Source organism: Providencia sp. PROV188 (assembly GCF_027595165.1).
GTDB lineage: Bacteria > Pseudomonadota > Gammaproteobacteria > Enterobacterales > Enterobacteriaceae > Providencia > Providencia lanzhouensis.
This window is the reverse complement of the sequence record NZ_CP097291.1, coordinates 3501237-3525563: the sequence shown is the minus strand read 5'-3', so window position 1 is coordinate 3525563 and position 24327 is coordinate 3501237. Positions and strand designations below refer to the sequence as shown.

Here is a 24327-nt window from a genome sequence, read left to right as displayed (position 1 = left end):
ATTATTCCTCAATCAACACAGTATCGGAGGGAGAAAACCACAGCGTGAGTTTATCTCCGGCTTGCGGTAACGGGGATAAATGGGTGACAGCAACCGTCACCTTTTCCCCAGCCACATCACACAATAAATGGGTAATATCCCCCTGCCAGCGGATAGATTGTAAGGTGGCGTGTAACTGGTTTGAGGTATCTGCTCGTGGGGTGAGGCTAATATGTTGCGGGCGAATACAGATTAATTTGCGGCTATTGTGCTGCATTCCTTGAGTTTGCGCTTCAATAAGCGTACCGCCACAGCTCACACTGACTTGGGAAGGCATGGAGGAAAAGCCCAAGGCAGTTGCCGACAGAATATTGGCACGACCTAAAAACTCGGCGGCAAAGCGGTTAGGTGGGCGATGGTATAGGTCATTTTTCTCTCCGTGTGCCACCAAATAGCCATCTTTCATGATGCCAATTTTATCCCCTAAGGCGAGCGCTTCAGTTTGGTCATGGGTGACGTACAAAATGGTCAGCTCAGGTAATTCGCGGTGCAGCCTTGCAATCTCTTCCACCATATTATGGCGAATTTGCGCATCGAGGGCAGATAACGGCTCATCGAGTAAAAGTACTCGTGGGCGAACAGCTATAGCGCGGGCGATGGCAACACGCTGCTGCTGTCCACCGGATAACTGATGCGGGTAGCGGGAGGCATAGTCGCTCATACCGACAATGTTTAATGCCTCTGCCACTCGCTCTTTGATCAGCGCTTTAGGCTGTTTTTGGGCGCGTAAGCCAAAAGCAACATTATCTTCCACTTTCATATGGGGGAAGAGGGCATAGTTTTGTACTACCATGCCCAGCCCCCGTTGATATGGAGGAAGGTGGGTGATGTCCGTATCACCCATTAAAATGCGTCCACTATCCGGTTGTGCAAAGCCTGCAATTGACCGTAACACGGTGGTTTTACCGGAGCCTGAAGGGCCAATCAACACTAGTATTTCGCCAGGTTCGATGGTCAGAGATAACGGCTTGAGTACCACATTGTTATGGTAAGAAACCCGCAGAGATTCCAGTACAATACCTGAATGGTCAGCGCGCTGGCTTGGTGTTTCTATCTTTCTTTTCATCAACATAACTCATTTACTCGCTTTCAGTCACTTTGTGCCAACGGGTAATATCGTTCGAAAGAGACACTTCAACATCGTCCCAATTCGGTTGCCATGTTTTGACGCCTTTGAGGATTTCAGTGGCTTTATGGAATTGCGGATCGTTTGGCGTCAAATCTGAGCGTACCGGCATTCCCCATGACAGTTCACTAACGTGGCTTTGGGCTTGTTTGTCTAACAGAAAGTTAATCAGCTTTTTGCCATTTTCAGTTTCAGGACCGTTATTGACTAAGCCCACAACGTAAGGCAGAACCAGCGCGCTGCGTTCGCCTTTTTCATCGGCTGGCCAAAAGATTTTCACGTTCGGATTTCGTTCCATTTGAGAAAGGTTCATCTGCAAATCGCCGTTGGCGACGTACAGCTCGCCTTTGTTCACTAACGCGGTTAATTTCCCTGTTGAGGCGGATGGACCGACGTTGTTGGCTTGTAATTTACCGAGGTAATCAAAACCGGCTTCTTTGCCACCGAAGCTATGGAACACTTGCAGCATGACGGCGGTACCATCTCCCGCTTGTCCCGGTGTGGAATATTGCAGTTTATTTTTAAAACGGGCGTCGAGGAGTTCATTCCACGTTGCTGGTGGAGCTTTGAGCAGTTTGTCGTTATAGATAAAGGTCAGGTAGTTATTCACGATGGGGGTGTAGTACTCCGTTGAGTTAGGAATACTTACCGCGGCATCCGGTGTGAATTTTGCCAGTAATTCGGTTTTAGCGGCACGTTGGATAAACGGGGGAACAGTGACGAGCACATCCGCTTGTGGGTTAGTGCGTTCTTTGGCTAAACGCTCAACGATAGCACCGGAGCCGCCTTCGATGTACTGCACTTTAATCCCTGTTTGCTGGGTAAAAGCATCAAACTGCGCTTGATACCAGCTGTTATTGCCATCATGAAGACCATCTGCGGAGTAAACCGTGACGACAGGGGCGGCAAAAATCGAGGTAGAGCCTAGGGCGGCAAGGAGTAACACAGCAAGAGGGGTAGGCTTCATTTTACGTTTCATCTCCAGTTCTCCAGTTAGTCGTTAAAGTTATCTGGTATATACCAGTGTTTTTACGCTAACGGGTTTATGTGACAGAAAAATGAAATCTACCGAGAAAGCAAAAATTTATTTTTGAAGTGGAAGTTAGAGGGTATCGACCTCGATGCGTAGGCTATCATGACGCCAATATTCCACATCATAATCCAGAATTCGCCCGTGTTGATCGTAGTTTAAACGTTGCAATAGCAGGGCTGGGCGCCCGACTGCAACCCCTAATGCGCTGGCCGCCTGCGGTGGCATGGCAGTGGGATAAAACGATAAGTGCATGCTGGTGTAAATCAAATCATATTGCTGCTCATACACTTCGGTGAGGCTGCCATTCAGGTCATGGCTTAATAGCTCCGGTACACGAGCGGGAAGACAGTGATTTTCGCTGTAGCAGACGGAGCGATCGTCTGCATAACGCAGGCGAGTGAGTAGGTAGATTTGTTCGAAAGGCTGCAATTGCAGTGGCGTCATGGCTTCGACAGGCACGGTGACAACTTTCCCTTCTAACAGCTTAGTTTTGGGCTGGCGACCTTGTTCTAAACACAGTTTATGGAAGTTGGTATTTTGCGTTGGGTCGAGCCATAAACGCTCGGGAGTCACAAACCAGCCTCGGCGCTCAGAACGGTAAATTGCACCGCTAGATTCTAACTGTGCCAAGCTTTCTCGAATAGTGACACGAGTGGTATTGAAGATGGCACACAGTTCGCGCTCAGAGGGCAGTTTATCGCCACTTTTCAGCGCGCCGCTCTGAATTCTTGCTTGTAATTGAGCTTTGATAAGAAGGTACTGTGGCTGTTCATCCATCGATAATGTATCCGTTTTTCGTCGCAAAATTTTTTATCCATTATACACGCCAATATGAATTTTTTGTTGCAGGGCGTCTTTTCCTTTGACCTTCTTGTTCATCTGCCGTCATTATAATATCAATCTGGTATAGACCAATGGTGAATTTAAATGACAATGAATCAATATCTGCTGTTAACACCGGGACCTTTGACCACGTCGCAAACCGTGAAAGAGGCTATGCTGTTTGATAGCTGCACATGGGACGATGATTACAACTTAGAGGTAGTGCAACGTATTCGCCAACAGCTAGTTGAATTAGCGACAATCCAAACGGGGTATACCAGCGTATTACTCCAAGGGAGTGGGAGCTACGCCGTGGAAGCGGTGCTGGGATCGGTACTCGCACCACAAGATAAAATCCTGATTGTCAGCAATGGCGCTTATGGGGCGCGAATGGCAGAAATGGCGCAGTTAATGGGCATTTCACACCATGTTTATGATTGCGGTGAAGTGGCTAAGCCCGATGTGGCAGTGATTGAGCAGCTTCTACAGCAAGATAGCCAAATCAGCCATATTGCGATGGTGCACTGTGAAACCACCACCGGTATTTTAAACCCGATAGAGCAAGTGGCGGTATTAGCCAAGCGCTATCAAAAACGCTATATCGTGGATGCGATGAGCAGTTTCGGGGGGATCCCACTGGATGTGGGGGCACTGAATATTGATTTTCTGATCAGCTCGGCCAACAAATGTATCCAAGGGGTTCCGGGGTTTGGGTTTGTGATAGCGCGTACCAGTGAACTGGAAAAATGTGCAGGACGCTCGTGTTCTTTATCCCTTGACCTGTATGCACAATGGCGCTGTATGGAGCAATTTCATGGGAAATGGCGCTTTACTTCCCCAACTCACACGGTGCTGGCTTTCGCTCAAGCACTGAAAGAGCTAGCTCAAGAAGGTGGAGTGAGCGCCCGTTTCCAGCGTTATCAGCAAAATCAGCGCAAGCTGGTGGAAGGCATGCGCCAGTTAGGATTTCGTACATTATTAGACGATAGTCAACAATCGCCGATTATCACGGCATTTTATTCGCCAGATGCCGAAGATTATCAATTTAACCAATTTTATCAGCAGCTCAAAGCCCAAGGGTTTGTGATCTATCCGGGGAAAGTCTCAAAGAGTGATTGTTTCCGTATTGGCAATATTGGGGAAGTGTATCCGCACAATATTGATGCGCTATTGGTGGCAATTAAGAATGCGATGTATTGGAAAAATAAGGATTAATCATGAACCGTATTGAAGCTGTTATATTGGATTGGGCAGGAACGACGGTGGATTTTGGCTCTTTTGCACCGACGCAAATTTTTATCGAAGCATTTAAAGTCGCGTTTGATATGGATATTACACTGGCGCAAGCTCGTATCCCGATGGGATTAGGAAAATGGCAACATATTGAAGCGTTAGGAAAATTACCAGAGATTGATGCCATGTGGCAGGCAAAGTTTGGACGCTCAATGACCAGCGAAGATATCGATGCTATCTACCAAACGTTTATGCCGTTACAGATTGCCAAAGTTGTCGATTTTGCAGCGCCAATCGACGGAGTTGTCAGCACGATTGTAACGCTGCGTGAGCAGGGGATCAAAATAGGCTCTTGTTCAGGTTACCCAAGGGCGGTGATGGAAAAGCTGGTTCCGGCAGCCGCTAAATTGGGGTATCAGCCCGATTGCTGGATTGCCAGTGATGACCTAGCGGCTGGCGGACGTCCGGGGCCGTGGATGGCGCTGCAAAATGTGATTGAACTGTCGGTCAATTCCGTCTCCCATTGTGTGAAGGTGGATGATGCAGTGCCGGGCATTGAAGAGGGACGTAATGCGGGAATGTGGAGTATTGGTCTGGCTATTTCGGGTAATGAATTTGGTAAAACATGGGATGAATATCAAGGTATGAGCCAAGAAGAAATTTCCCCATTACGCCAGCAGGCTGCGGATAAACTGTATGCAGCGGGAGCCCATTATGTGATTGATACGCTGGCGGATCTTCCTCGTGTGATTGACGAAATCAACGTGAGATTAGCAAACGGTGAAAGACCGTAGCGAGACTTAAGTCTCCATTCAAACTGACCAAGTAGGGGGTCTACTTGGTCGGTAGATTTAGAATATATTTATCGGTAATTCAGGCGCAATTGTCGCTACCATTACCGCTTTAATAGTGTGCAGGCGGTTTTCCGCTTGGTCGAAAACGATACTGTAAGGGGATTCAAACACCTCTTCCGTCACTTCCAGCCCGCCATAAAGATTAAACTCTTTGGCAAGCTGAGCGCCTAATGTGGTGTCTTCATTATGAAACGCAGGCAGGCAGTGTAAGAATTTCACGTCTGGGTTACCTGTCTGTTTGATTACGTCCATATTCACTTGGTAGGGTTTCATTAAAGCAATGCGTTGCGCCCAGACTTCTTTAGGTTCTCCCATCGAAACCCAGACATCGGTATACAGAAAATCAGCGTCTTTAACGCCTTCAGCCACGTTTTCAGTCAGAATAATTTTTCCGCCGGTGGTTTTGGCGATTTTCTGGCACTCTTCAATTAATTCAGCCTCTGGCCAACAGCTTTTTGGTGCCACTAAACGCAGCTCCATCCCCGTGAGGGCGGCGGCTTCTAGCATCGAATTTCCCATATTGTTACGCGCATCCCCGAGGTAGGCGAATTTGATGTCAGAAAGCGGTGTATTGGGCTTATATTCTTGAATGGTAAGCAAATCGGCTAATAACTGTGTGGGATGGAATTCGTTAGTTAATCCATTCCAGACAGGCACTCCCGCATGCTGCGCTAATGTTTCGACGGTGCTTTGCGCGTAACCCCGATATTGCACACCATCGTACATCCGCCCCAGCACTCTGGCGGTATCTTTCATGGTCTCTTTGTGCCCAATCTGGCTGCCTGATGGTCCAAGATAGGTGACTCTCGCCCCTTGATCGAAAGCACCCACTTCAAATGCGCAGCGCGTCCGTGTTGAATCTTTCTCGAAGATCAGCGCAAAATTCTTACCCGATAATAAAGGTGGCTCAGTGCCAGATTTTTTGGCTAATTTTAGCCAAGCGGAGAGTTTTAATAATGCATGAATATCGTTAGAGGTAAAATCCAATAGTCTTAAAAAATGCTTTCCATGTAGGGAGTTCATAAATCACAGCCTTTTATAATTGAATTAATATTCAATTTATATTCATAAAAATTCAAAATCAACCCCTCATGCAAAAGAAATTATTTTATTAGGTATGGTTTCACCCTCGACCCTATGGGAGAATGAGCCGGAGACTAATACCACGGAACAAGGGGTGTGGAGATGGTAGATAAAGCTGAATTTGATGCGCAGTACGAAGAAACTCGCCTGATCATTGAAGAGTTACTGGAAGATGGAAGTGATCCTGATGCGCTGTACGCGATTGAGCATCACTTCTCTGCGGACAATTTTGAATTGTTAGAAAAAGCGGCTGTTGAAGCATTCAAACTGGGTTATGAAGTGACTGATGCGGAAGAACTGGAAATTGAAACCGGTGAAACCTTGATGTGTTGCGATGTGATCAGCGAAAGTGCGTTAAATGCAGAATTGATCGACGCGCAAGTTGAGCAGTTAATGAAATTAGCAGAAAAAATCGGTGTGAACTACGATGGTTGGGGCACCTATTTTGAAGATCCAGACGCAGAATATGATGATGAAGACGGCGACGACGAAGGGGACGATGAGTCCGAAAATCGCGTTCACTAATTGATTTTTCAAATTTCAATAGCGGGTAATATCGCTGAATTGAAAGATAAGAAAGCACTGATTGAGAATATCGTCAGTGCTTTTTTGTTTTTATATCAAGATGCTAACTTTTTCACCATATAGTGCCAGCCGTAAATATCCATATAGCGTAATGTCGTGCGAGAGGTTTCATACTTTTCATCGATATAGCCACGGCGCAAATAAAGCTCTCTTGCCTTGGTATTCAAATCAGATACATACAAAGAAACTCGGGTGAGCTTGGGATCTGCGGCTGCTTGGGTTTCAATGTGATCTAACACGCGATTACCAATTCCCATACCTCGCAACTTATTATCGACACATAAGTAAGAAAGATAGGCTGTGTCTGCTCTTGGTTTGTGTACAAATAACTGGAAAATGCGCCAAATTTTCATAAAGCGGAAAAAACCTGCTTTACGCAGAATCTGTATTAATGGCACGGGGGTAGGTGCTTGTTCTTGAATGCGTTTTACGCCGTAAGTTATGCCATAAACGGCGACTAGCTTGCCATTTAATTTAACCTGAAAGTGCCTATCATAGGAGTCACTCAGACCGCGTTGCCAAAATAGAGATAACACCCCCTGACGCTGGGCTTCTGGCATATCGTGAATGGTTTTAAATTTAGAAGAAAAGGCTTCATAAAATAGCGTGTTAGCACTATCAATGTTTGCTTCCTCTAAAGGTTCAATGACGAGCGGCTCGTTATTGATCATTGAGTTCATCATCATGATTTCACCAATAAAGGGTCTGTGTGCTCAAGCGTAAATATCATCTCAGGGGAGTTCTCTTGAAAAGCATTGAGTTGCCAGTCGCCATAGAGATGACGAATCTTTAAATCGCAAGATTCAAGGGCCTGAGTAATGTCGCTGAGTGTCGGAAAGGCAATATCCGATTCAGCGCGGAATATCGAGCCACTCTCACCTTGTTGGTAGAATGTTTGATAGCGAACAATGCCATTTTGTTCGGCAACATCATTCCAAAGAATGATTTCGCCAAATTCTTGGGTCGAGAGTGATTCACGAGATAATTCAGGTGTCCACTCTCTCCACTCTTCAACCGTGGGATTGCGGCTATCAAATACAATCGTGCCATCGGCGGTGAGATGTCGCTGCATGGTTTGCAATGCGGCAATACGCTGTTCTTGAGTCAAAAAAACCTGAAAGGCGTGACCAGATAAAATGATCAAATCAAATTTTATGTCCAGACAGAGCGCTTCAGCCGTGCTGTTCACCCAACGAACGTGATTGGTTTTTTGTTGAGCAATATCCAACATCGCTTGCGCGGGATCGACACCGACCAACGTGGTGTGTGGATATTGCTCCGCAATGGCGGTGAGTAACGTGCCAGTACCGCAGCCTAAATCCAAAATATGAGACGCTGAAGAGGCTAGCTGAAGGTATGCCGCGTAGTCTGCCCGCTGCAAGCTGTTATCTAAATCATAGAAGCGAGCGAGCTTAGGATCTTCATAAAGGGCGTCTTCATACTGTGAGATCATTAGCTACAGTATCCTTTTATTGGGAGCGGGGACTACAGCGCTTTTAGCATGCGAATTTCGCAGTCACTATGGCCAGTATTGCCTAATGGTTCGTCGATAAAATCGAAGCCCAGTTTTTCATACAGTTTAATGGCGGCTTGTAGCTCTTTGGTGGTTTCTAAGTAACAGCGGGTATAGCCTTGCTGCTTAGCAAATTCTAAAGACATTAAAACGATTTGCTTGGCTAAACCCTTTCCACGCAGCACAGAAGAGAGATACATTTTTTGTAATTCAGCAGTATGTTCATCACCACCAGCGACTTGTGAAATGCCGCCACCGCCAACCACGTTACCGTCCATTTCCACCACCCAGTACGCGCTACGTGGCTTGCTATACACTTCATACAACGTATCTAAAATAGGATCCGCGACCGCAAAACCTTTATCGGCAGTGAGCCCATGTTCAGCGGAAACTTCACGAATAACAGCGGCGATCCCTGGATTGTCTTGAGGTTGAATTAAACGAACTTGAACAGTTGAGGTTGTGCTTGTTGTCATAAGAATATCTCTTTTTATTTGCATTATTTATATTTTTAATTGCATCATTTGCTGGTGCAATAATTATGATATTGAGCATGTGATAAAGCTTTTCAACACCCAGATACAAAAAAGCCCTAACTCATCAATGACAAGTCAGGGCTAGAGATTTAAAGCTTAATGATTATAAAGAGGCGATGGTCACTTTTTGCGCTTCAATCTTCGCTTTCGCTTCGATATTTTCCGCTAAACGCGCACGCTCTTTCTCAACCACGGCAGCAGGAGCACGGCTCACAAAGCCTTCGTTTGCCAGCTTGCTTTCGATGGTATCAATTTCTTTCACCACTTTTTCCAGCTCTTTATCTAAACGAGCCAGCTCAGCGTCTTTATCAACCAGACCTGCCATTGGGATCAGCACTTCAGCGCCTGCCACTAATTTAGTCACAGAAACTGGGGCTTCTTCGCCTTCAGCCAGCACGCGAATGCTTGCTAAACGCGCCATTGAACGAAGGAAGTTTTCGTTCTCAGTCACACGGCGAGCAACATCCGCAGAGGTGCTACGCAGCATGACATCCAATGGTTTACCTGGCGCGATGTTCATTTCTGCACGAATATTACGTACAGCTACGATGGTTTCTTTAATCCACTCTAAATCGCTCAGAGCCAGCTCATCTACTTTCGCCACATCGAATTCTGGGAATGCTTGCAGCATGATGGTGTCAGCTTCAATACCTTTCACCACTTTCACGCGCTGCCAGATGGTTTCGGTGATAAATGGAATGATTGGGTGAGCCAGACGCAGTAAGCCTTCCAGTACTTCAATCAGGGTGAAGCGTGCCGCACGAACTTGGGCTTCATTACCTTTATGAACCGCAGGTTTAGACAGCTCTAAGTACCAGTCACAGAATTCATTCCATGTGAAATCATACAGAATACCCGCTGCGATATCGTAACGATGAGTATCTAACGCTTCACGGTACGCTTTCACGGTTTGGTTGAACTGCGCCATGATCCAGCGATCAGCCAATGAGAAGCTCATTTCGCCGCCGTTTTGACCGCAATCTTGACCTTCGGTATTCATCAGCACAAAGCGGCTCGCATTCCATAATTTATTACAGAAGTTACGGTAACCGGACAGACGTTTCATATCCCAGTTGATATCGCGACCCGTTGATGCCAGCGCCGCTAAAGTAAAGCGTAGGGCATCAGTACCGTGTGCTTCAATACCGTCTGGATACTCTTTACGAGTACGTTTAGCAATTTTCTCAGCCAGTTGTGGCTGCATCATGTTGCCAGTACGTTTTTCCAGTAAAGCTTCTAATGAAATACCGTCGATCATATCCAGCGGGTCGATAACGTTCCCTTTGGATTTAGACATTTTCTGACCTTCTTCATCGCGGATCAGACCTGTCATATACACGGTTTTAAATGGAACTTGTGGCTCGCCATTTTCATCTTTGATGAAATGCATGGTCATCATGATCATACGGGCAATCCAGAAGAAAATAATATCGAAGCCGCTGACCAATACATCCGTTGGATGGAAAGTTTTCAGCGCATCGGTATTTTCTGGCCAGCCTAAGGTTGAGAATGTCCACAGACCAGAAGAGAACCACGTATCTAATACGTCATCATCTTGACGCAGTGCCACATCGGCACCTAAGTTGTTTTCGCGGCGAACTTCATCTTCATCACGACCCACGTAAACATTGCCTTTGTCGTCATACCAAGCTGGAATACGGTGACCCCACCATAATTGACGAGAAATACACCAGTCTTGGATATCACGCATCCAAGAGAAATACATGTTTTCGTATTGGCGCGGAACGAATTGGATACGACCATCTTCAACGGCTTTGATAGCGTCTTTCGCTAAAGGCGCGGTGCGCACGTACCATTGGTCAGTCAGCATTGGCTCGATAACCACGCCACCACGGTCACCGTAAGGTACGGTTAAATCGTGAGGTTTGACTTCGACCAGTAAACCTAATTGTTCAAATTCAGCGACGATAGCTTTACGAGCTGCGAAACGCTCCATGCCACGGTAGGCTTCTGGAATTTCGCTGCTGTAATCGGTGCATGGGTTGCCGTTAGTGTCGAACACTTCCGCTTCATGACGAACGTTACCATCTAAGTCCATCATGTTGATCATGGTCAGTTGGTGACGTTTACCGACTTCGTAGTCGTTGAAGTCATGGGCTGGGGTGATTTTCACGCAGCCGGTGCCTTTTTCCATATCGGCGTGTTCGTCACCCACGATTGGAATACGGCGATTGACGATTGGCAGAATGATTTCTTTGCCAATTAAATCTTTATAACGTGGATCTTCAGGGTTAACAGCCACACCAGTATCACCCAGCATGGTTTCTGGACGTGTGGTCGCAACCACTAAATAGTCTTTCCCTTCAGCGGTTTTCGCGCCGTCAGCCAGCGGATAACGCAGGTGCCACATAGAACCTTTAACTTCGCGGTTTTCAACTTCCAGGTCAGAAATTGCGGTGTGCAGTTTCGGATCCCAGTTAACCAGACGCTTACCACGATAGATTAAGTTTTCTTTGTACATACGAACGAAAGCTTCTTTAACGGCTTTAGATAAGCCTTCGTCCATGGTGAAGCGTTCGCGATCCCAGTCAACGGAGTCGCCTAAACGGCGCATTTGTTGAGAGATAGTGCCGCCAGATTCTGCTTTCCATTCCCAGATTTTGTCGATGAACGCATCACGACCGTAGTCATGGCGGTTTTTACCTTCTTCAGCCGCAATTTTACGCTCAACCACCATTTGAGTTGCGATACCCGCGTGGTCAGTACCCGTCTGCCATAGGGTATTTTTCCCTTGCATACGCTGATAACGGATCATGGTATCCATAATGGTTTGTTGGAAGGCGTGACCCATATGCAGGCTACCCGTAACGTTCGGTGGTGGGATCACGACGCAGAAACTGTCTTTTGAGGTATCACCGTTCGGGCGGAAGTAACCGCTTTTTTCCCAGTGGGTATACAGGGACTGTTCGATTTCCGCTGGGTTATAAGTTTTATCGAGGGATGGCTCGATCATTGCGTTGTCTGGTTTCTTTTCCATTTTTATCTTTGTGTTCAGTAAGTTGGCGGCGTCGCCATGGTCAAATTGAAGCCGACGCTCCGGTAAATTTTATACCGGTCACGCGCCAACTGTTTTAAAGTTTCATCGATAGGCACGAAGTCTATCACTTCATGGAAAGCCGTTGCAAAATCTGCGAATTGGCTTTGTAAATTAATCAGGATATCGCGAGGTGTATTGCCGCGTTTATTTGGCCAGCAAATTTCGATCGGCGAACCATAACGAGGACCTTCCCCCGCCAAATTGTGAGGTACAAACTGGTGAGGATCCCGTTGCCAAAGCGCCTCATCCATTTTTTCAGCTTGCAGCTGATCCTCGCAGGCAATCAGAACGCGTTTTCCGTTGCGCCATGCCTCTGCAGCAAGTTCACAAGCGAGCCATTCGTGGGCTTCATATTCCGCTTGTGGGGAGGGCTGTTGGAGTTGGTAGAATGTACCTTTTTTCATATACCCGTCTGTACCCGTCATACTTCAATTTGTAGGGGTGTTGGCTGCGCTCTCTCGCCTCGGTCACATACTTATGTATGCTCCCAAGGTCTCAATCACTTGCCGCCTACCTACAAACTGAATTATCTAGGGTATAACCGTAAACTGTCATACTTCAATTTGTAGGGGTGTTGGCTGCGCTCTCTCGCCTCGGTCACATACTTATGTATGCTCCCAAGGTCTCAATCACTTGCCGCCTACCTACAAACTGAATTATCTAGGGTATAACCGTAAACTGTCATACTTCAATTTGTAGGGGGGGCTGCGTTCTTTCGCCTCGATCACATACTTATGTATGCTCCCAAGGTCGCAGCAAGATTAAATCTGCGCTGAATTATACTCGTTTTTACCACAGCCTCAAAATGGTGTGGTGAGTGTGACCTAACTGCTTGTTGCTTAAAAACAATATCCCGAATCGCAGAACCTGCTCATCGGGATATTATAATAACAACTTAATCAATGGCGATGTTTAATCGTAATTGAAATTACTCGTCACCATTTAAGCCAGCGCGGTTCAGTAAGAACTGAGCTAACATAGAAACCGGACGACCGGTTGCTCCTTTAGCTTTTCCTGAACGCCATGCAGTACCTGCGATATCCAAGTGCGCCCAGTTATATTTACCTGTAAAGCGTGCTAAGAAGCAGCCTGCGGTAATAGCACCACCCGGACGACCACCCGTGTTCGCTAAATCAGCAAAGTTAGAGCTGATTTGCTCATAGTATTCGTCAGCTAACGGTAAACGCCAAGCACGGTCGCCAGCTTGCTCTGAAGCATTTAACAGCTCGTGAGCCAGTGGGTTGTGGTTGGACATTAAACCAGTGTAGTGGCTACCTAAAGCAATCACACATGCGCCTGTTAATGTGGCGATATCGATAACCAGTTCTGGATCGAAACGCTCAACGTAAGTCAGGGTATCACACAGGACTAAACGACCTTCCGCATCCGTGTTTAACACTTCGACAGTTTGACCAGACATAGTGGTTAGGACATCACCAGGACGATATGCGTGCCCACCCGGCATGTTTTCACAGCCAGCCAGTACGCCGACGACGTTAATTGGCAGTTGCAGATCAGTGATAAAGCGCATGACACCGTAAACGGTCGCGGCACCGCACATGTCGTATTTCATCTCATCCATGCCATCAGCAGGCTTGATGGAAATACCGCCTGAGTCGAAGGTTAAACCTTTACCGACCAGTACAATTGGTTTGCACTCTGGATCTGGGTTGCCTTTGTACTCCATGATGGACATCAGAGATTCGTTCTGAGAACCTTGACCCACTGCTAAGTACGCGTTCATGCCCAGCTCTTTCATTTGCTCTTCGCCGATCACGCGAGTAGTCAGTTTGCTGTCAGAAATGTCTGCCAGTTGGCGAGCTTGTGATGCTAAATAGCCAGCGTTACAGATATTTGGTGGCATGTTACCCAAATCTTTAGCCGCTTTAACGCCAGAGGCGATAGCTAAACCGTGGGCGATAGCACGCTCACCGCTGGTCAGTTCACGGCGCGTTGGTACATTGAAGACCAGTTTACGCAGTGGACGGCGGTGTTCAGTTTTGTTACTTTTCAGCTGGTCGAAGACATACAGGGATTCTTTCGCTGTCTCAACGGCTTGGCGAACTTTCCAGTAGTTGTTGCGACCTTTTACATGTAACTCAGTCAAGAAACAAACGGCTTCCATTGAGCCAGTTTCATTCAGAGTACTAATAGTTTTCTGAATGATTTGTTTAAATTGACGCTCATCGAGTTCACGTTCTTTACCGCAACCGATCAGTAAAATACGCTCAGATAGAACGTTAGGCACATGATGCAGCAGCAAGGATTGACCTACTTTACCTTCAAGCTCACCGCGGCGCAGCAGGGCGCTGATATATCCGTCACTAATTTTGTCCAGCTGTTCAGCGATAGGGGACAGACGGCGTGGTTCAAAGACTCCGACAACGATGCAAGCACTACGTTGTTTTTCCGGGCTACCACTTTTTACACTAAACTCCATGCGTTCTCCTGAATCTTAAAGACAAAGGTCGATGCTCCAGTTAAAATTAGCCTTTCGCATGATCTGGCTTATAGAGAATGAACTCTTTGTGTTAAATTGAGCAAATACCTAGTTTCGCTTATATTAAGCATATTCCGATATAGCACTTAGTATAGATAATGCTTTTATATCATTCTAGCCAAACAATAAACCAGAGTATATTTTAGTAAATGGCTGTCATAGAACGAACTTAGCCATTTTCATCCCAAAAGACAAGTTTTCACAGGCGTAATAAGCGTGATCATTATTCGATATTTGGTTCGGGAAACCCTGAAAAGCCAGCTGGCGATACTTTTTGTCCTGCTGCTTATCTTTTTTAGTCAAAAGTCCATCGACATCTTAGGTGCCGCTGTTCAGGGGAATATTCCTTCGAATTTAGTTCTTCCATTATTAGGGTTGGGTGTGCCGGAGATGGCGCAACTTATCTTACCTTTGAGCCTATTCCTTGGGCTATTGATGACTTACAGCAAATTGTACACAGAAAGCGAAATTACTGTGATGCATGCCTGCGGCCTAGGTAAAAGTGTGCTTGTGAAAGCGGCGCTGGTACTTGCTGCATTAACTGCCTTAGTCGCCGTTGCCAATATTACTTGGATGTTGCCTTGGTCATCTCAGTATCAAGAACAAGTTTTGGCAGATGCAAAAGCCAACCCCGGTTTAGCGGCGATGGTGGAAGGGCAGTTTAAAACCACCAAAGATGGCAACTTTGTGTTGTACATCGGCGAAGTCAAAGGCAATGATTTTAAAAATGTTTTCTTAGCTCAGTTGCGTACAGCCAATGAGCAGCGTCCTTCCGTTGTGGTCGCGGATAGCGGTTATATGAAAGAAGACGAATATGGTCGCCAGATGGTGGTGCTAGACCAAGGTACTCGCTACGAAGGCACGGCAATGCTGAGAGATTTCCGCATCACTGACTTCGTAAATTACCAAGCCGTTGTTGACCATAAAGCCACAGATGTCAGTACGGATAAAGTGGAACAAAAAACCATGATGCAGCTGTGGAATGAGAGCAATCCTGAGGTCAATGCTGAATTCCACTGGCGTCTAACCATTGTATTCTCTGTGGTGGTCATGGCGTTGATGGTGGTTCCTCTGAGTGAGGTCAACCCGCGTCAAGGGCGTGTGCTCAGTATGATCCCTGCCATGCTGTTGTACCTGATTTTCTTCTTATTACAAAGTACGTTACGTAATAGCGCAGATAAGGGGGATATCGACCCTAAATATGCAATGTGGGCGGTTAACTTTGGTTACTTGCTATTAGCAGTGATACTGAATTTATGGGATACCGTACCAATGCGCAAAGTGCGTGCTAAGTTGACAAGAGGGGTTGCCTGATGTTTGGTGTTTTAGATAAGTATATCGGTCGAACCATCCTCAATTCGATTTTGATGACGCTGTTTTTGTTGGTTTCGCTTTCAGGGATCATCAAGTTTGTCGAGCAACTTCGCAAAGTGGGTGACGGTGATTACACAGCAATGAGCGCAGGGGTTTTTACCTTATTAACTGTTCCCAAAGATATCGATATTTTCTTCCCAATGGCGGCATTATTGGGCGCATTGCTGGGGTTAGGCGCGTTAGCTTCCCGCAGTGAGCTGGTGGTGATGCAAGCGTCGGGTTTTACCCGTTTGCAAATTGCGATGTCTGTGATGAAAACAGCGATTCCATTGGTTATCGTTACGATGGTCATGGGGGAGTGGATTGCACCTGCAGGCGAGCAGTGGGCGCGTAACTATCGTGCAGAAAAAATTGTTGGTAGCTCTTTGGTGGTTACGGATTCAGGCATGTGGGCGAAAGATGCCCATGACTTTATCTATATCCAACGTATTAAAGATGCGAGCACCATCCAAGATGTTTCTGTTTATCGCTTCGATGACCATCGCAAATTACAGTCTGTGATGTTTGCCGCACGCGGAACTTATGATGCGAATAAAAAGCTGTGGGTGTTATCCCAAGTTCAAGAATCTATCTTGGGTAGCCAGCAAAAAATTACGGGTTCACAGCGTTTAACTTATGATTGGAAAACCAATTTAACCCCAGAGAAATTAGGCATTGTTTCTCTGAATGCGGATTCGCTTTCGATTCGCGGTCTGTATCAGTACATCACCTATTTGAAAGAGAGTGGGCAAGTTGCTTCGGTTTATCAGCTGAGTATGTGGCAAAAAATCCTAGCGCCGCTTTCTGCGGCAGTCATGATGTTGATGGCGGTTTCCTTTATCTTCGGACCTCTGCGTACGGTTCCAATGGGTGTGCGTGTGATTTCAGGGATTGTGGGCGGCTTCTTGTTCTACATCTTAAACCAAGGCTTTGGTAACTGGAGTTTGGTCTATTCCATTCCGCCAGTACTTGCGGCAGCGCTGCCGAGTGTCTTGTTCTTGGGCGTGAGTATCTTCTTGTTAGTGAAACGAAAATAGTCCCTTCCCTTTAAATTGAAAAAGGCTGTAGAATCGAATGATTTTACAGCCTTTTTTATTGCTGATGGCAACTCTCCACTTCAAGAACACACTCATTTTCTGCTGAAGATAAAATTACCGAAATTACTCAGCATCGATTGAATTTTTCCTTGTGGCTTAAATAATACTTGCTGGATCCTTTTTTGTTTCGTCTGAGATGTATATTCACCGATAATGCCAATCACATTTTTTCCACTCTTGTTGGCAATCTGTTGTGCATAAGAGAAAGCACCGCCATTGGCACTGTATGATTTTTCAATCATGTAAGCATTTTTCCAGGTTGCTTGCCTGGTTGCTTGAATGAATGATTGCTTTGCTTCGTTTATGGTATCTGTGAGTAACTTTTTATACTCAGCCGTTGCTTCAATGTTCGGATTATCCGCTTTTTCATTAACCAGTCTTGAAAAATCTATTTCGACATAGTCTGGTTTTTTAGGTTGTGGACAGATTTCTGGATGATTACGTACATTTCTGAGTTGCTGTACTAATTCAGAAATAGTGTTCCTTCCTGATTTTACGGAGCTGGGGCGCACTATGTTATGAGCGAAAAGCGGGATAATTTTCATCTTAGTTCCTTTGCTAATCATAAGTAATAAGGCCTAAGAGTAGCGAAAGGTCATACTAAAATATTGCATAAAAAGCAGACGTCTATCAAAAAAAGCAGTCGTCTAACAAAAATAACAACGAATAAAAAACTGCCTGAAGGGCTCAGGCAGTTGTCACGATAAACGTAAGTACGCGCACAAATCCGCGTTTTAAGGTAGGGGCATAACTCGCCAGTGCATTAATCGCGTCGGCGGTACCCTTTCAATTTTTCCCATACGCATGGTTAGATGATAATGAAGCAACCATATCATTCACACCTGCGGTCAACTTACTGAACTTACTACCATCTTTACGAGTCATCACCACGAATACCGCAATATTTTGCTGTGGGATCATCGCCATATAGGTATTAAATCCGCCGCCGCCGCCGGTTTTCTGGTAGATCCCAGGAATACCGTTTTTAGGCTTCATATATACCCAGCCAAGACCCAATCCATCCGCATAACCTGCAACGTCCATTCCTTTGGCATCTAACAGCTTTTCACGGGGGAAGAAAATACCTTGCTCGCGGGCTGCGGTCGCTTTACGTAGGTTATTATCCGTAGATAAAAATTGCTGCATCCACTTTTGCATATCTGCCGGAGTAGAATACACACCACCGCTTCCTGCTGCTGCAAGGGTGTTATGGCAAGGGCTTGGCTTGGTGCCTTCCATTAAACGGGCGCACTGACTTTTGCTTGGGGTGTAGGTGGTATCCGTCATTTTCGCCGGAGATGTCACGTATTTGCTGAACAATTGCGGGTATGACTGCCCCGTCGCTTTGACCATCGCATCAGCGAGTAAATCATAGGCGAGGTTGGAATAAGCGGCTTCAGTACCCGGTGTAAAATCGAGTTTACCGGTTTTCAGCCATGTCCAACGGTTCTCTTGAGTTGGCCAAATAAAGACAGGGCGACCCCATTTTCCACCCGGTTGTTCACGAGGCAAGCCACTGGTATGGCTCGCTAAATGATACAGTCGGATAGGTTGCCCGCTGTTGTTATCAGGCACGGTAACACCGTTGTAGCTGTATTGCTGTAGCGGGTCGGTGATCGCTAATTTTTTATCTTGCTCCAGCTTAATTAAGATTTCGCTGGTCATTAATTTGCTAACAGAAGCAATGCGGATCAGGGAGTTCGGACCCGGTTTTTGTCCATTACCCGGCGCGGTTTCACCATAATAGCGAGCGAGAGTTTGGTTATTATCAATAACGATAATAGCCATGCCTCGGGCATCACTTTCGTTATAAATTCGATTTGCATACATATCGACGATTTTGGTGACACGCTCGTAAGTTCTTCTATCGCCTTCGAATATTTGCCACTCGGAGTTACCTGCAAGCATGCCACTTGGTGAGCTTTGCGCGGTTTTTTCTGTCGTTGAGGAACAGGCCATCAATGCCGCAGACAGTGCGGATACCGACAAAATTTTAAGAAATGTTTTCTTCATGTTTGAAGCCAGCCGATATGATTGTTTATAAAAGGCTTTTCAGCCAATATTTATTTTTTCTTTGAGAAAATTTTCATGACGATACCAATTAAGATGCCAATAACCAGACCAGTGGCTATCCATCCAACAAAGCTCATAAAATATGCCTTTATTATTTTACATAAGAGTGCGGATAAACTAACAAAAATTACGCTTTGTCGCCAGTCACCGAAGGGTTAAGACAATGAAAATACTCTTAGGAAAATTAGCATAGATATTCAAATGTTGTTGAACATAACAGGGGATATTGCGCTTTTTATGGAAAGATTTTTTCAGGTGCTTTTTTTTTAATCGAACAACCTGATTGTTCAAGATAAATGTTGCCAGTCAGCATAAGGCAAGTATAATGGCACCGTTTTCCAAGAAACACATCACTTCGTGCCGGAGTGGCGGAATTGGTAGACGCAGTTGATTCAAAATCAACCGCCTTCGGGTGTGCCGGTTCGAGTCCGGCCTTCGGCACCAAAAATCAGACGCTTAGAGCGTCTTTTTTTATGTCTGGAATTTGTGAATTGTTGGTTTTTTCCTTTGTTTTTTCATCTATCAAATTTAAGAATCAAGTAATCATTGTTAATGATTATAGATGTGCGGATATTTCGATAGTAGTTAAGGTCGAGCAACCAATATCCTACTCAATAGAATAATTCCTATGGGCGAAGAATAATAAAAAACACATTTTTATCTGATGTTAAGTTATCTTCTGGGGTAGGTAGAAATTGAGTGTTTTCAATTAGCTCTATACCTCGAATGCAAAGCTTTTTGTCATTGTTACTATTTTTATCATGGGCAATAGCTGAAATTAATTTGCCGTCATTATCGAGAGTGACCTTAATTTCGCACTCTTTTCCCTTATAGAGGTCTACATCATAAAACCGACTCTGAATAGATTTTTGGACATTCGAAGCATAGGTATCCATTGGATGATTGTCGGTTGGTGCTGCACTTAAGTGCCCAGTAAAAAGAATGCTAAAAAATAAAAAATACTTCTTCATGAAAAACAACCTCGGGTTTGTATCTCTAATTTTTCTGGGATTGAAACTTAGTAACATCTAACTGAAAGTAATGTACTTTCAGTTAGTTACGTTTCTGTATTGCTTCAAATTGCCAGATAAAAAAAACAAACAAAAATAGCATAAAGATTGATAAAAAATGAAATATAGTATTTTCAGTACTTAGTGTTTTTTCTACTGTTAGATTGATGCCACTATATATCGCAATGAAATAAAAGAATAAAATAGCTGATTTTCTTTTTACATTATAAAGTTTATCTGATCGTAATTGTTTTTTTAGATTTTTCCTTATAAAGAAAAAAACTAAAACACCCAAAAAGACAGTTAGATAATAAGTTATTACCATTCAGGGATCTCCCTGTCTTTATATTTATTTCCATCAGTATCTGTACATTCAACATAGCTTGGTTCATCGCCTCCAAATACAAATACATACTTACAGTCTTCAACGATTTCTTTTACATTTTGTATTTTTTCAGGTTCACGAATGACTAATGTAGTTTGGCCTGTATCCTTATCATAGACCATCATACTTTTGACATCATCCCTAAGCTTTGAAATAGAGATTGCATCACTAATCATTTCAAATACTAGAAATTTACTGCTCATTTGCTTATAAGCATGCTCTAGATCTTTTTGCGCGTATTCTTTAAAGAATAAGTTTTTCTTTGGATTTCCATATTCATTTAGTTTAGGAATTAGCTTTAATTTCCCTTTAACGGAAATACCAAAATCAACAAGGTCATAGGCTAAATTGCCAACAGATTCTTTAAACCCTAGTGCTTTAGCTGCTGACTTATAACCTTCACGTAATGGACCCTGAACATCACTATTGCCTTCATAAAAACCAATGCCGCCTTCATAAATACCATTCGCCCCATGAGCGATTAAAGGTGCCCCAAGCATACAACCCATACCTGTGGAACATAAGGCGATACCAGTACCAACCATAGCCATTCCACCAAGTATTGATAGCCCATTTAAGACCCAATCAGCGGATTGCTGGTATAGATCTTTTTCTTCTTGTTTTAATTCGGCAGAACCGTGCTCGTAGCTTTTTTGACCAGACTCAACCTGATCAACAATTTGATAAGCAAAATTTTCAACATCGCTTTTAAATTCACTTTTTACTTCAGGATAATAGAGATGTTTTTCACATAGCTCATCTGCACAGTCAATCAGGTGTTGTGCATCAATTCTAATTTTGTTGCTATCATTGGCAATAATAGGAGGGCCGTAATGATTACTTGATTGGCTAATTGGTTGCTGAATAGGAGCCTCGGTAGCTACAGGGCTATATGCGCGAGACATCGGTTCATCTTCTTTACTGTAGCAATCGGTGATGGAGTTTATCAGTCTTGCTTTGCATGGGCAGGAGCTGAAGCTATCCAGTGTTCCTGCCATCATTCTACCATTACCCCATACATTGTTAACGCCACCAAGTATGTTGTATGTTCCTGAGTGCTTTCCACAGGTGACTAGATCGCCCTGACGTGCAGCGGATCTTCCATGAAATATAAAGGTATTGTCACCGGTTAAAATTTGACCGCCACATGTTGTTTTATCGCCAACTCGTAAAAAATAGCCTATAGCCATGTTTATCACCATTCCTTTGGTTAACTTAAGTGAAATGAGATTGTTGATTATCAATAGGCAATTAACAAGCTATTTTTTATTATTCGGAATAAATACACTCAAAATGTTGTTAGGATTTTTTCTACCGCAGGAATATCGGCGGATGCCCAATCTACTTTTCTTAATTCTTCTTTAGAAAGCCAAATAAAATCAATGTGTTCTGTAAGATTTATCGTTCTATTTGGTAATTCAATGACAAAGCAATGCATTGTAATATCAAAGTCAGAGTAGCTATGTTCGATAGTTAATAAAAACTTTGGGTCGGTAATTGTAATTTTTAACTCTTCATTTAGTTCTCTGGTAATTGCTTCAACAAGTGTTTCACCTACTTCTACTTTGCCGCCAGGGAACTCCCATTTATGGCTAATATAATCTAGCTTCGAGAAGCCCCTTTGCACGGCTAGAAACTTATCTTTATTTTTCAGCACAGCAGCGACGACTTCAATATGCTTCCTGATCATTGGTTGTTCGCTTCTAATAATTCTTTATTTCGGTTTTTTAGAGTCTCAATATCTTCGTCATTATTAACGATATGCATTTTCTTGTGGCAGTTAGGGCATAGGGCTACGGTATTTTCACATGTATCATCACCACCTTTGGAAAGCCAAACGATATGATGTGTTTCCAGATAAGGCTCGCCTTTAGTATTTTTAAACGGAGCGGGTTGAAGACAAAGTTGACATTGTCCTTTCGCTAATCTTTTAGCCAACTCAGCGATCCAAATATTTCTCTCATAATTTGTCGATTGTTGCTGATAACAAGTCGCTACTTTTCCATTTCCAGCGGCTAATTTTTGAAGCTCCTCGATAGATAATTTTTTTGCTTTGTGAGCTCTAATATTATCTATGTTGTCTCTATCTTTTTGCTGAACTTGCCGTTCGCCTGAAATGAGTGTCAACGGGAAGATATACACTTTTCTAAGCTTTCCTTGTTCATCAGGTTGTGTTTCTTGATATGGAGCACCGTCAAGAATAACTTCACCCATATAGGTGTACTCTTGGTCTTTAAATACCTCAAATAGGTGAATGGAAACTCCGTTAGTTCCTGATTCTGCCAAGGTTTTATTTTGTTGAAAGCTTAGGCTTTGATCACCTTTAGTACCCATGCCGGTATAATGAAGCACATTGTTGGACCATCGGTCATCGTAGATAGATTTGATGTGGTTTGAGATAATAATTAAAGTATTTGTTTTGTGTGCACGACGCATACCGCCTTGGGGGCTACATCCAAATATTTCACAGAGCTCTGCATTGTTAATTTTTGTGCCTATTTTTAGATCATTATATTTATACACAATATTCTTTACTCCATTCTTAGCATATTCAGCATTAACAAATCTTGAATAATTACTAGCCCAATTAACTTTTATACTTTACAGGTGATGGTTGAGCATTGGAATAATGTGTATATTTAATTTTGCAGAATATCTTAATGACTTTGGGTATATGAAAAGCTTTTTTCCTTTAAAAGTTATTGTAACTGTATTATCGGGTTTAAATTAAGGCGAATACTCTATTTATAAATAGAGGTTTATAAATAGAGACCCTAGCACGTAGTCCTTTGATTGAAATCGTGTTGGCTGAAATATCACCGATCTGTACTTTTCCCTTCTAAAATTGATGCAAAACAAGTTAACAAGCTTCAACCAAATTCATTAAGCGCTATCATAGGAAAATCTGTGAAGTATTAAAATATCGGGCTAAAACGACTCTCCCAAGCTCGTTATTGATTCTTCTGATTTCTAAAATAACTATTGAGAAATACCTATGCAGCTTATTACATTACCACAGGGGCTAGTTCATGATTAGTGGCTTATTTATTGGTCTACTTTTTGGTGCGCTACTCCAGTCAGGACAATTTTGCTTTGTTTCTGGCTTCAGAAATATTGTTTATCAGAGAAATACGCGTTTTCTTACGGCACTATTGATTGCTATCTCTATTCAAGCGGTTGGATTTTTTGCTTTGCAATCAATGGGATTGATAACGATTCCAGAAGGCACATTACCTGTAACTGCCACAATTATCGGTGGCTTTTTATTTGGTGTAGGCATGGTATTAGCAGGTTGCTGCGGCAGCGGGGCTTGGTTCCGCTCTGGTGAAGGGTTAACTGGAACATGGCTCACATTATTTGCGTTTATTGTCACGATGGCATCCGCTTGGAAAGGAAGTTTAAAGCATTGGATTGACCCGTTATTAACCCACCCAGCACAGATTGATACCATCGATAAAACATTGAACATCTCTCCGTGGTATCTGGTTGCGATATTAATTATCGTCACGATTGGCTTACTGATTTATCAGCATCGCCACCCGCGCTATTCACCTCCGCCATTAGGAAAATATAAGCAATTACCCCTTAACTTAACGGCGGTATTTATTGGGATCCTCGGGATTATTGCTTGGTATTTGAGTGCGGAAAGTGGACGTAATTTTGGTTTTGGGATCTCAGTGCCTTCTGCGAATGTGGTTCAATATCTCGTCACTGGTCAGCAGCGTTACCTTAATTGGGGAACCTTATTTGTTATTGGTATTTTAGCAGGCTCCATGATCAGCGCCAAGCTCCGAGGTGAGTTTGCATTAACATTGCCCCCTGACGGGAAAACGGTTGTAAAACGCCTAATGGGTGGAGTTGTGATGGGAATAGGGGCAACACTAGCGGGAGGATGCACCGTCACTAACTCACTGGTGGCAACCGCCTATTTCTCTTGGCAGGGGTGGATTTCAACATTTATGGTGATGGCGGGTGTTTGGCTCACAAGTTATTTCATCAGACCGACACAGTGCAGAATATAGGAAAA

At 44.1% G+C, this 24327-nt stretch carries 22 protein-coding genes and 1 tRNA gene; 7 read left to right on the top strand and 16 right to left on the bottom strand.

What is annotated here, in order from left to right:
* Position 1 precedes the first annotated feature (1 nt).
* The 3 genes from phnT to phnR form a co-directional block, all read right to left on the bottom strand.
* Complete coding sequence (gene phnT, locus M5X66_RS16120) at positions 2 to 1111, bottom strand: 2-aminoethylphosphonate ABC transport system ATP-binding subunit PhnT (protein WP_108478839.1); 1110 nt, start codon at positions 1109 to 1111, stop codon at positions 2 to 4.
* 7 nt (positions 1112 to 1118) lie between these two features.
* Positions 1119 to 2132, bottom strand: coding sequence for a 2-aminoethylphosphonate ABC transporter substrate-binding protein (gene phnS, locus M5X66_RS16115; RefSeq protein WP_270104038.1), 1014 nt, complete (start codon positions 2130 to 2132; stop codon positions 1119 to 1121).
* Positions 2133 to 2267: 135 nt separating this feature from the next.
* The gene (gene phnR, locus M5X66_RS16110; protein ID WP_270104037.1) at positions 2268 to 2975 is read right to left on the bottom strand and encodes a phosphonate utilization transcriptional regulator PhnR; all 708 of its coding nucleotides are present in this window, start codon (positions 2973 to 2975) and stop codon (positions 2268 to 2270) included.
* Positions 2976 to 3125: 150 nt separating this feature from the next.
* Between phnR and phnW the strand changes: the two genes are divergently transcribed.
* Entirely contained in the window at positions 3126 to 4235 is a 1110-nt protein-coding gene (gene phnW / locus M5X66_RS16105) for a 2-aminoethylphosphonate--pyruvate transaminase (protein WP_108478841.1), read from the top strand.
* 2 nt (positions 4236 to 4237) lie between these two features.
* Complete coding sequence (gene phnX / locus M5X66_RS16100) at positions 4238 to 5047, top strand: phosphonoacetaldehyde hydrolase (protein ID WP_154633938.1); 810 nt, start codon at positions 4238 to 4240, stop codon at positions 5045 to 5047.
* A 57-nt stretch (positions 5048 to 5104) separates the two neighbouring features.
* On the opposite strand, the gene argF is transcribed toward phnX, so the two are convergent.
* Positions 5105 to 6130, bottom strand: a complete 1026-nt coding sequence (gene argF, locus M5X66_RS16095; protein ID WP_270103733.1) for an ornithine carbamoyltransferase — start codon at positions 6128 to 6130, stop codon at positions 5105 to 5107.
* Positions 6131 to 6292: 162 nt separating this feature from the next.
* Between argF and rraB the strand changes: the two genes are divergently transcribed.
* The gene (gene rraB / locus M5X66_RS16090) at positions 6293 to 6715 is read left to right on the top strand and encodes a ribonuclease E inhibitor RraB (protein WP_036949139.1); all 423 of its coding nucleotides are present in this window, start codon (positions 6293 to 6295) and stop codon (positions 6713 to 6715) included.
* Positions 6716 to 6810: 95 nt separating this feature from the next.
* On the opposite strand, the gene M5X66_RS18790 is transcribed toward rraB, so the two are convergent.
* From M5X66_RS18790 to pepA, 6 genes are all read right to left on the bottom strand, one after another.
* Positions 6811 to 7461 carry a GNAT family N-acetyltransferase gene (locus tag M5X66_RS18790; RefSeq protein ID WP_270103732.1) on the bottom strand — a complete coding sequence of 217 codons (651 nt, stop codon included), beginning with the start codon at positions 7459 to 7461 and terminating at the stop codon, positions 6811 to 6813.
* Positions 7458 to 8228, bottom strand: coding sequence for a class I SAM-dependent methyltransferase (locus tag M5X66_RS16080; RefSeq protein WP_036949144.1), 771 nt, complete (start codon positions 8226 to 8228; stop codon positions 7458 to 7460). Before M5X66_RS16080 ends, M5X66_RS18790 begins: the two co-directional genes overlap by 4 nt.
* Positions 8229 to 8260: 32 nt before the next feature.
* Positions 8261 to 8764: a GNAT family N-acetyltransferase gene (locus tag M5X66_RS16075; protein WP_036949147.1), complete on the bottom strand. Its 504-nt coding sequence runs from the start codon at positions 8762 to 8764 to the stop codon at positions 8261 to 8263.
* Positions 8765 to 8927: 163 nt separating this feature from the next.
* A complete protein-coding gene (locus tag M5X66_RS16070; protein WP_195848057.1) occupies positions 8928 to 11798 on the bottom strand; it encodes a valine--tRNA ligase in 2871 nt (956 codons plus the stop codon).
* Between the two features lie 38 nt (positions 11799 to 11836).
* Complete coding sequence (locus M5X66_RS16065) at positions 11837 to 12286, bottom strand: DNA polymerase III subunit chi (protein WP_036949276.1); 450 nt, start codon at positions 12284 to 12286, stop codon at positions 11837 to 11839.
* Positions 12287 to 12810: 524 nt separating this feature from the next.
* Positions 12811 to 14322: a leucyl aminopeptidase gene (gene pepA, locus M5X66_RS16060; RefSeq protein ID WP_036949149.1), complete on the bottom strand. Its 1512-nt coding sequence runs from the start codon at positions 14320 to 14322 to the stop codon at positions 12811 to 12813.
* Between the two features lie 276 nt (positions 14323 to 14598).
* Between pepA and lptF the strand changes: the two genes are divergently transcribed.
* A complete protein-coding gene (gene lptF / locus M5X66_RS16055; RefSeq protein WP_036949152.1) occupies positions 14599 to 15696 on the top strand; it encodes an LPS export ABC transporter permease LptF in 1098 nt (365 codons plus the stop codon).
* Positions 15696 to 16772, top strand: coding sequence for an LPS export ABC transporter permease LptG (gene lptG, locus M5X66_RS16050; RefSeq protein WP_270103731.1), 1077 nt, complete (start codon positions 15696 to 15698; stop codon positions 16770 to 16772). Before lptF ends, lptG begins: the two co-directional genes overlap by 1 nt.
* Before the next feature lie 92 nt (positions 16773 to 16864).
* Here lptG and M5X66_RS16045 read toward each other — a convergent pair whose 3' ends face one another.
* Positions 16865 to 17377, bottom strand: coding sequence for a hypothetical protein (locus M5X66_RS16045; RefSeq protein WP_036949157.1), 513 nt, complete (start codon positions 17375 to 17377; stop codon positions 16865 to 16867).
* A 241-nt stretch (positions 17378 to 17618) separates the two neighbouring features.
* The gene (gene ampH, locus M5X66_RS16040; RefSeq protein WP_154599684.1) at positions 17619 to 18845 is read right to left on the bottom strand and encodes a D-alanyl-D-alanine-carboxypeptidase/endopeptidase AmpH; all 1227 of its coding nucleotides are present in this window, start codon (positions 18843 to 18845) and stop codon (positions 17619 to 17621) included.
* Positions 18846 to 19264: 419 nt separating this feature from the next.
* Here ampH and M5X66_RS16035 point away from each other — a divergent pair.
* A tRNA-Leu gene (locus tag M5X66_RS16035) sits at positions 19265 to 19349 on the top strand.
* Positions 19350 to 19531: 182 nt separating this feature from the next.
* On the opposite strand, the gene M5X66_RS16030 is transcribed toward M5X66_RS16035, so the two are convergent.
* From M5X66_RS16030 to M5X66_RS16015, 4 genes are all read right to left on the bottom strand, one after another.
* Positions 19532 to 19876: a cell envelope integrity protein TolA gene (locus M5X66_RS16030; RefSeq protein ID WP_154610095.1), complete on the bottom strand. Its 345-nt coding sequence runs from the start codon at positions 19874 to 19876 to the stop codon at positions 19532 to 19534.
* A gap of 357 nt (positions 19877 to 20233) precedes the next feature.
* The gene (locus M5X66_RS16025) at positions 20234 to 21490 is read right to left on the bottom strand and encodes a DUF4225 domain-containing protein (protein ID WP_270103730.1); all 1257 of its coding nucleotides are present in this window, start codon (positions 21488 to 21490) and stop codon (positions 20234 to 20236) included.
* Positions 21491 to 21588: 98 nt separating this feature from the next.
* Positions 21589 to 21990 (bottom strand): (deoxy)nucleoside triphosphate pyrophosphohydrolase, encoded by a 402-nt coding sequence (locus M5X66_RS16020; RefSeq protein WP_108478873.1) that lies wholly within the window; start codon positions 21988 to 21990, stop codon positions 21589 to 21591.
* On the bottom strand, positions 21987 to 22823 hold the full coding sequence (locus M5X66_RS16015) for an HNH endonuclease (protein ID WP_196712487.1): 837 nt from the start codon (positions 22821 to 22823) through the stop codon (positions 21987 to 21989). Before M5X66_RS16015 ends, M5X66_RS16020 begins: the two co-directional genes overlap by 4 nt.
* A gap of 506 nt (positions 22824 to 23329) precedes the next feature.
* Here M5X66_RS16015 and M5X66_RS16010 point away from each other — a divergent pair.
* On the top strand, positions 23330 to 24322 hold the full coding sequence (locus M5X66_RS16010) for a YeeE/YedE family protein (protein ID WP_036949164.1): 993 nt from the start codon (positions 23330 to 23332) through the stop codon (positions 24320 to 24322).
* Positions 24323 to 24327: the final 5 nt, after the last annotated feature.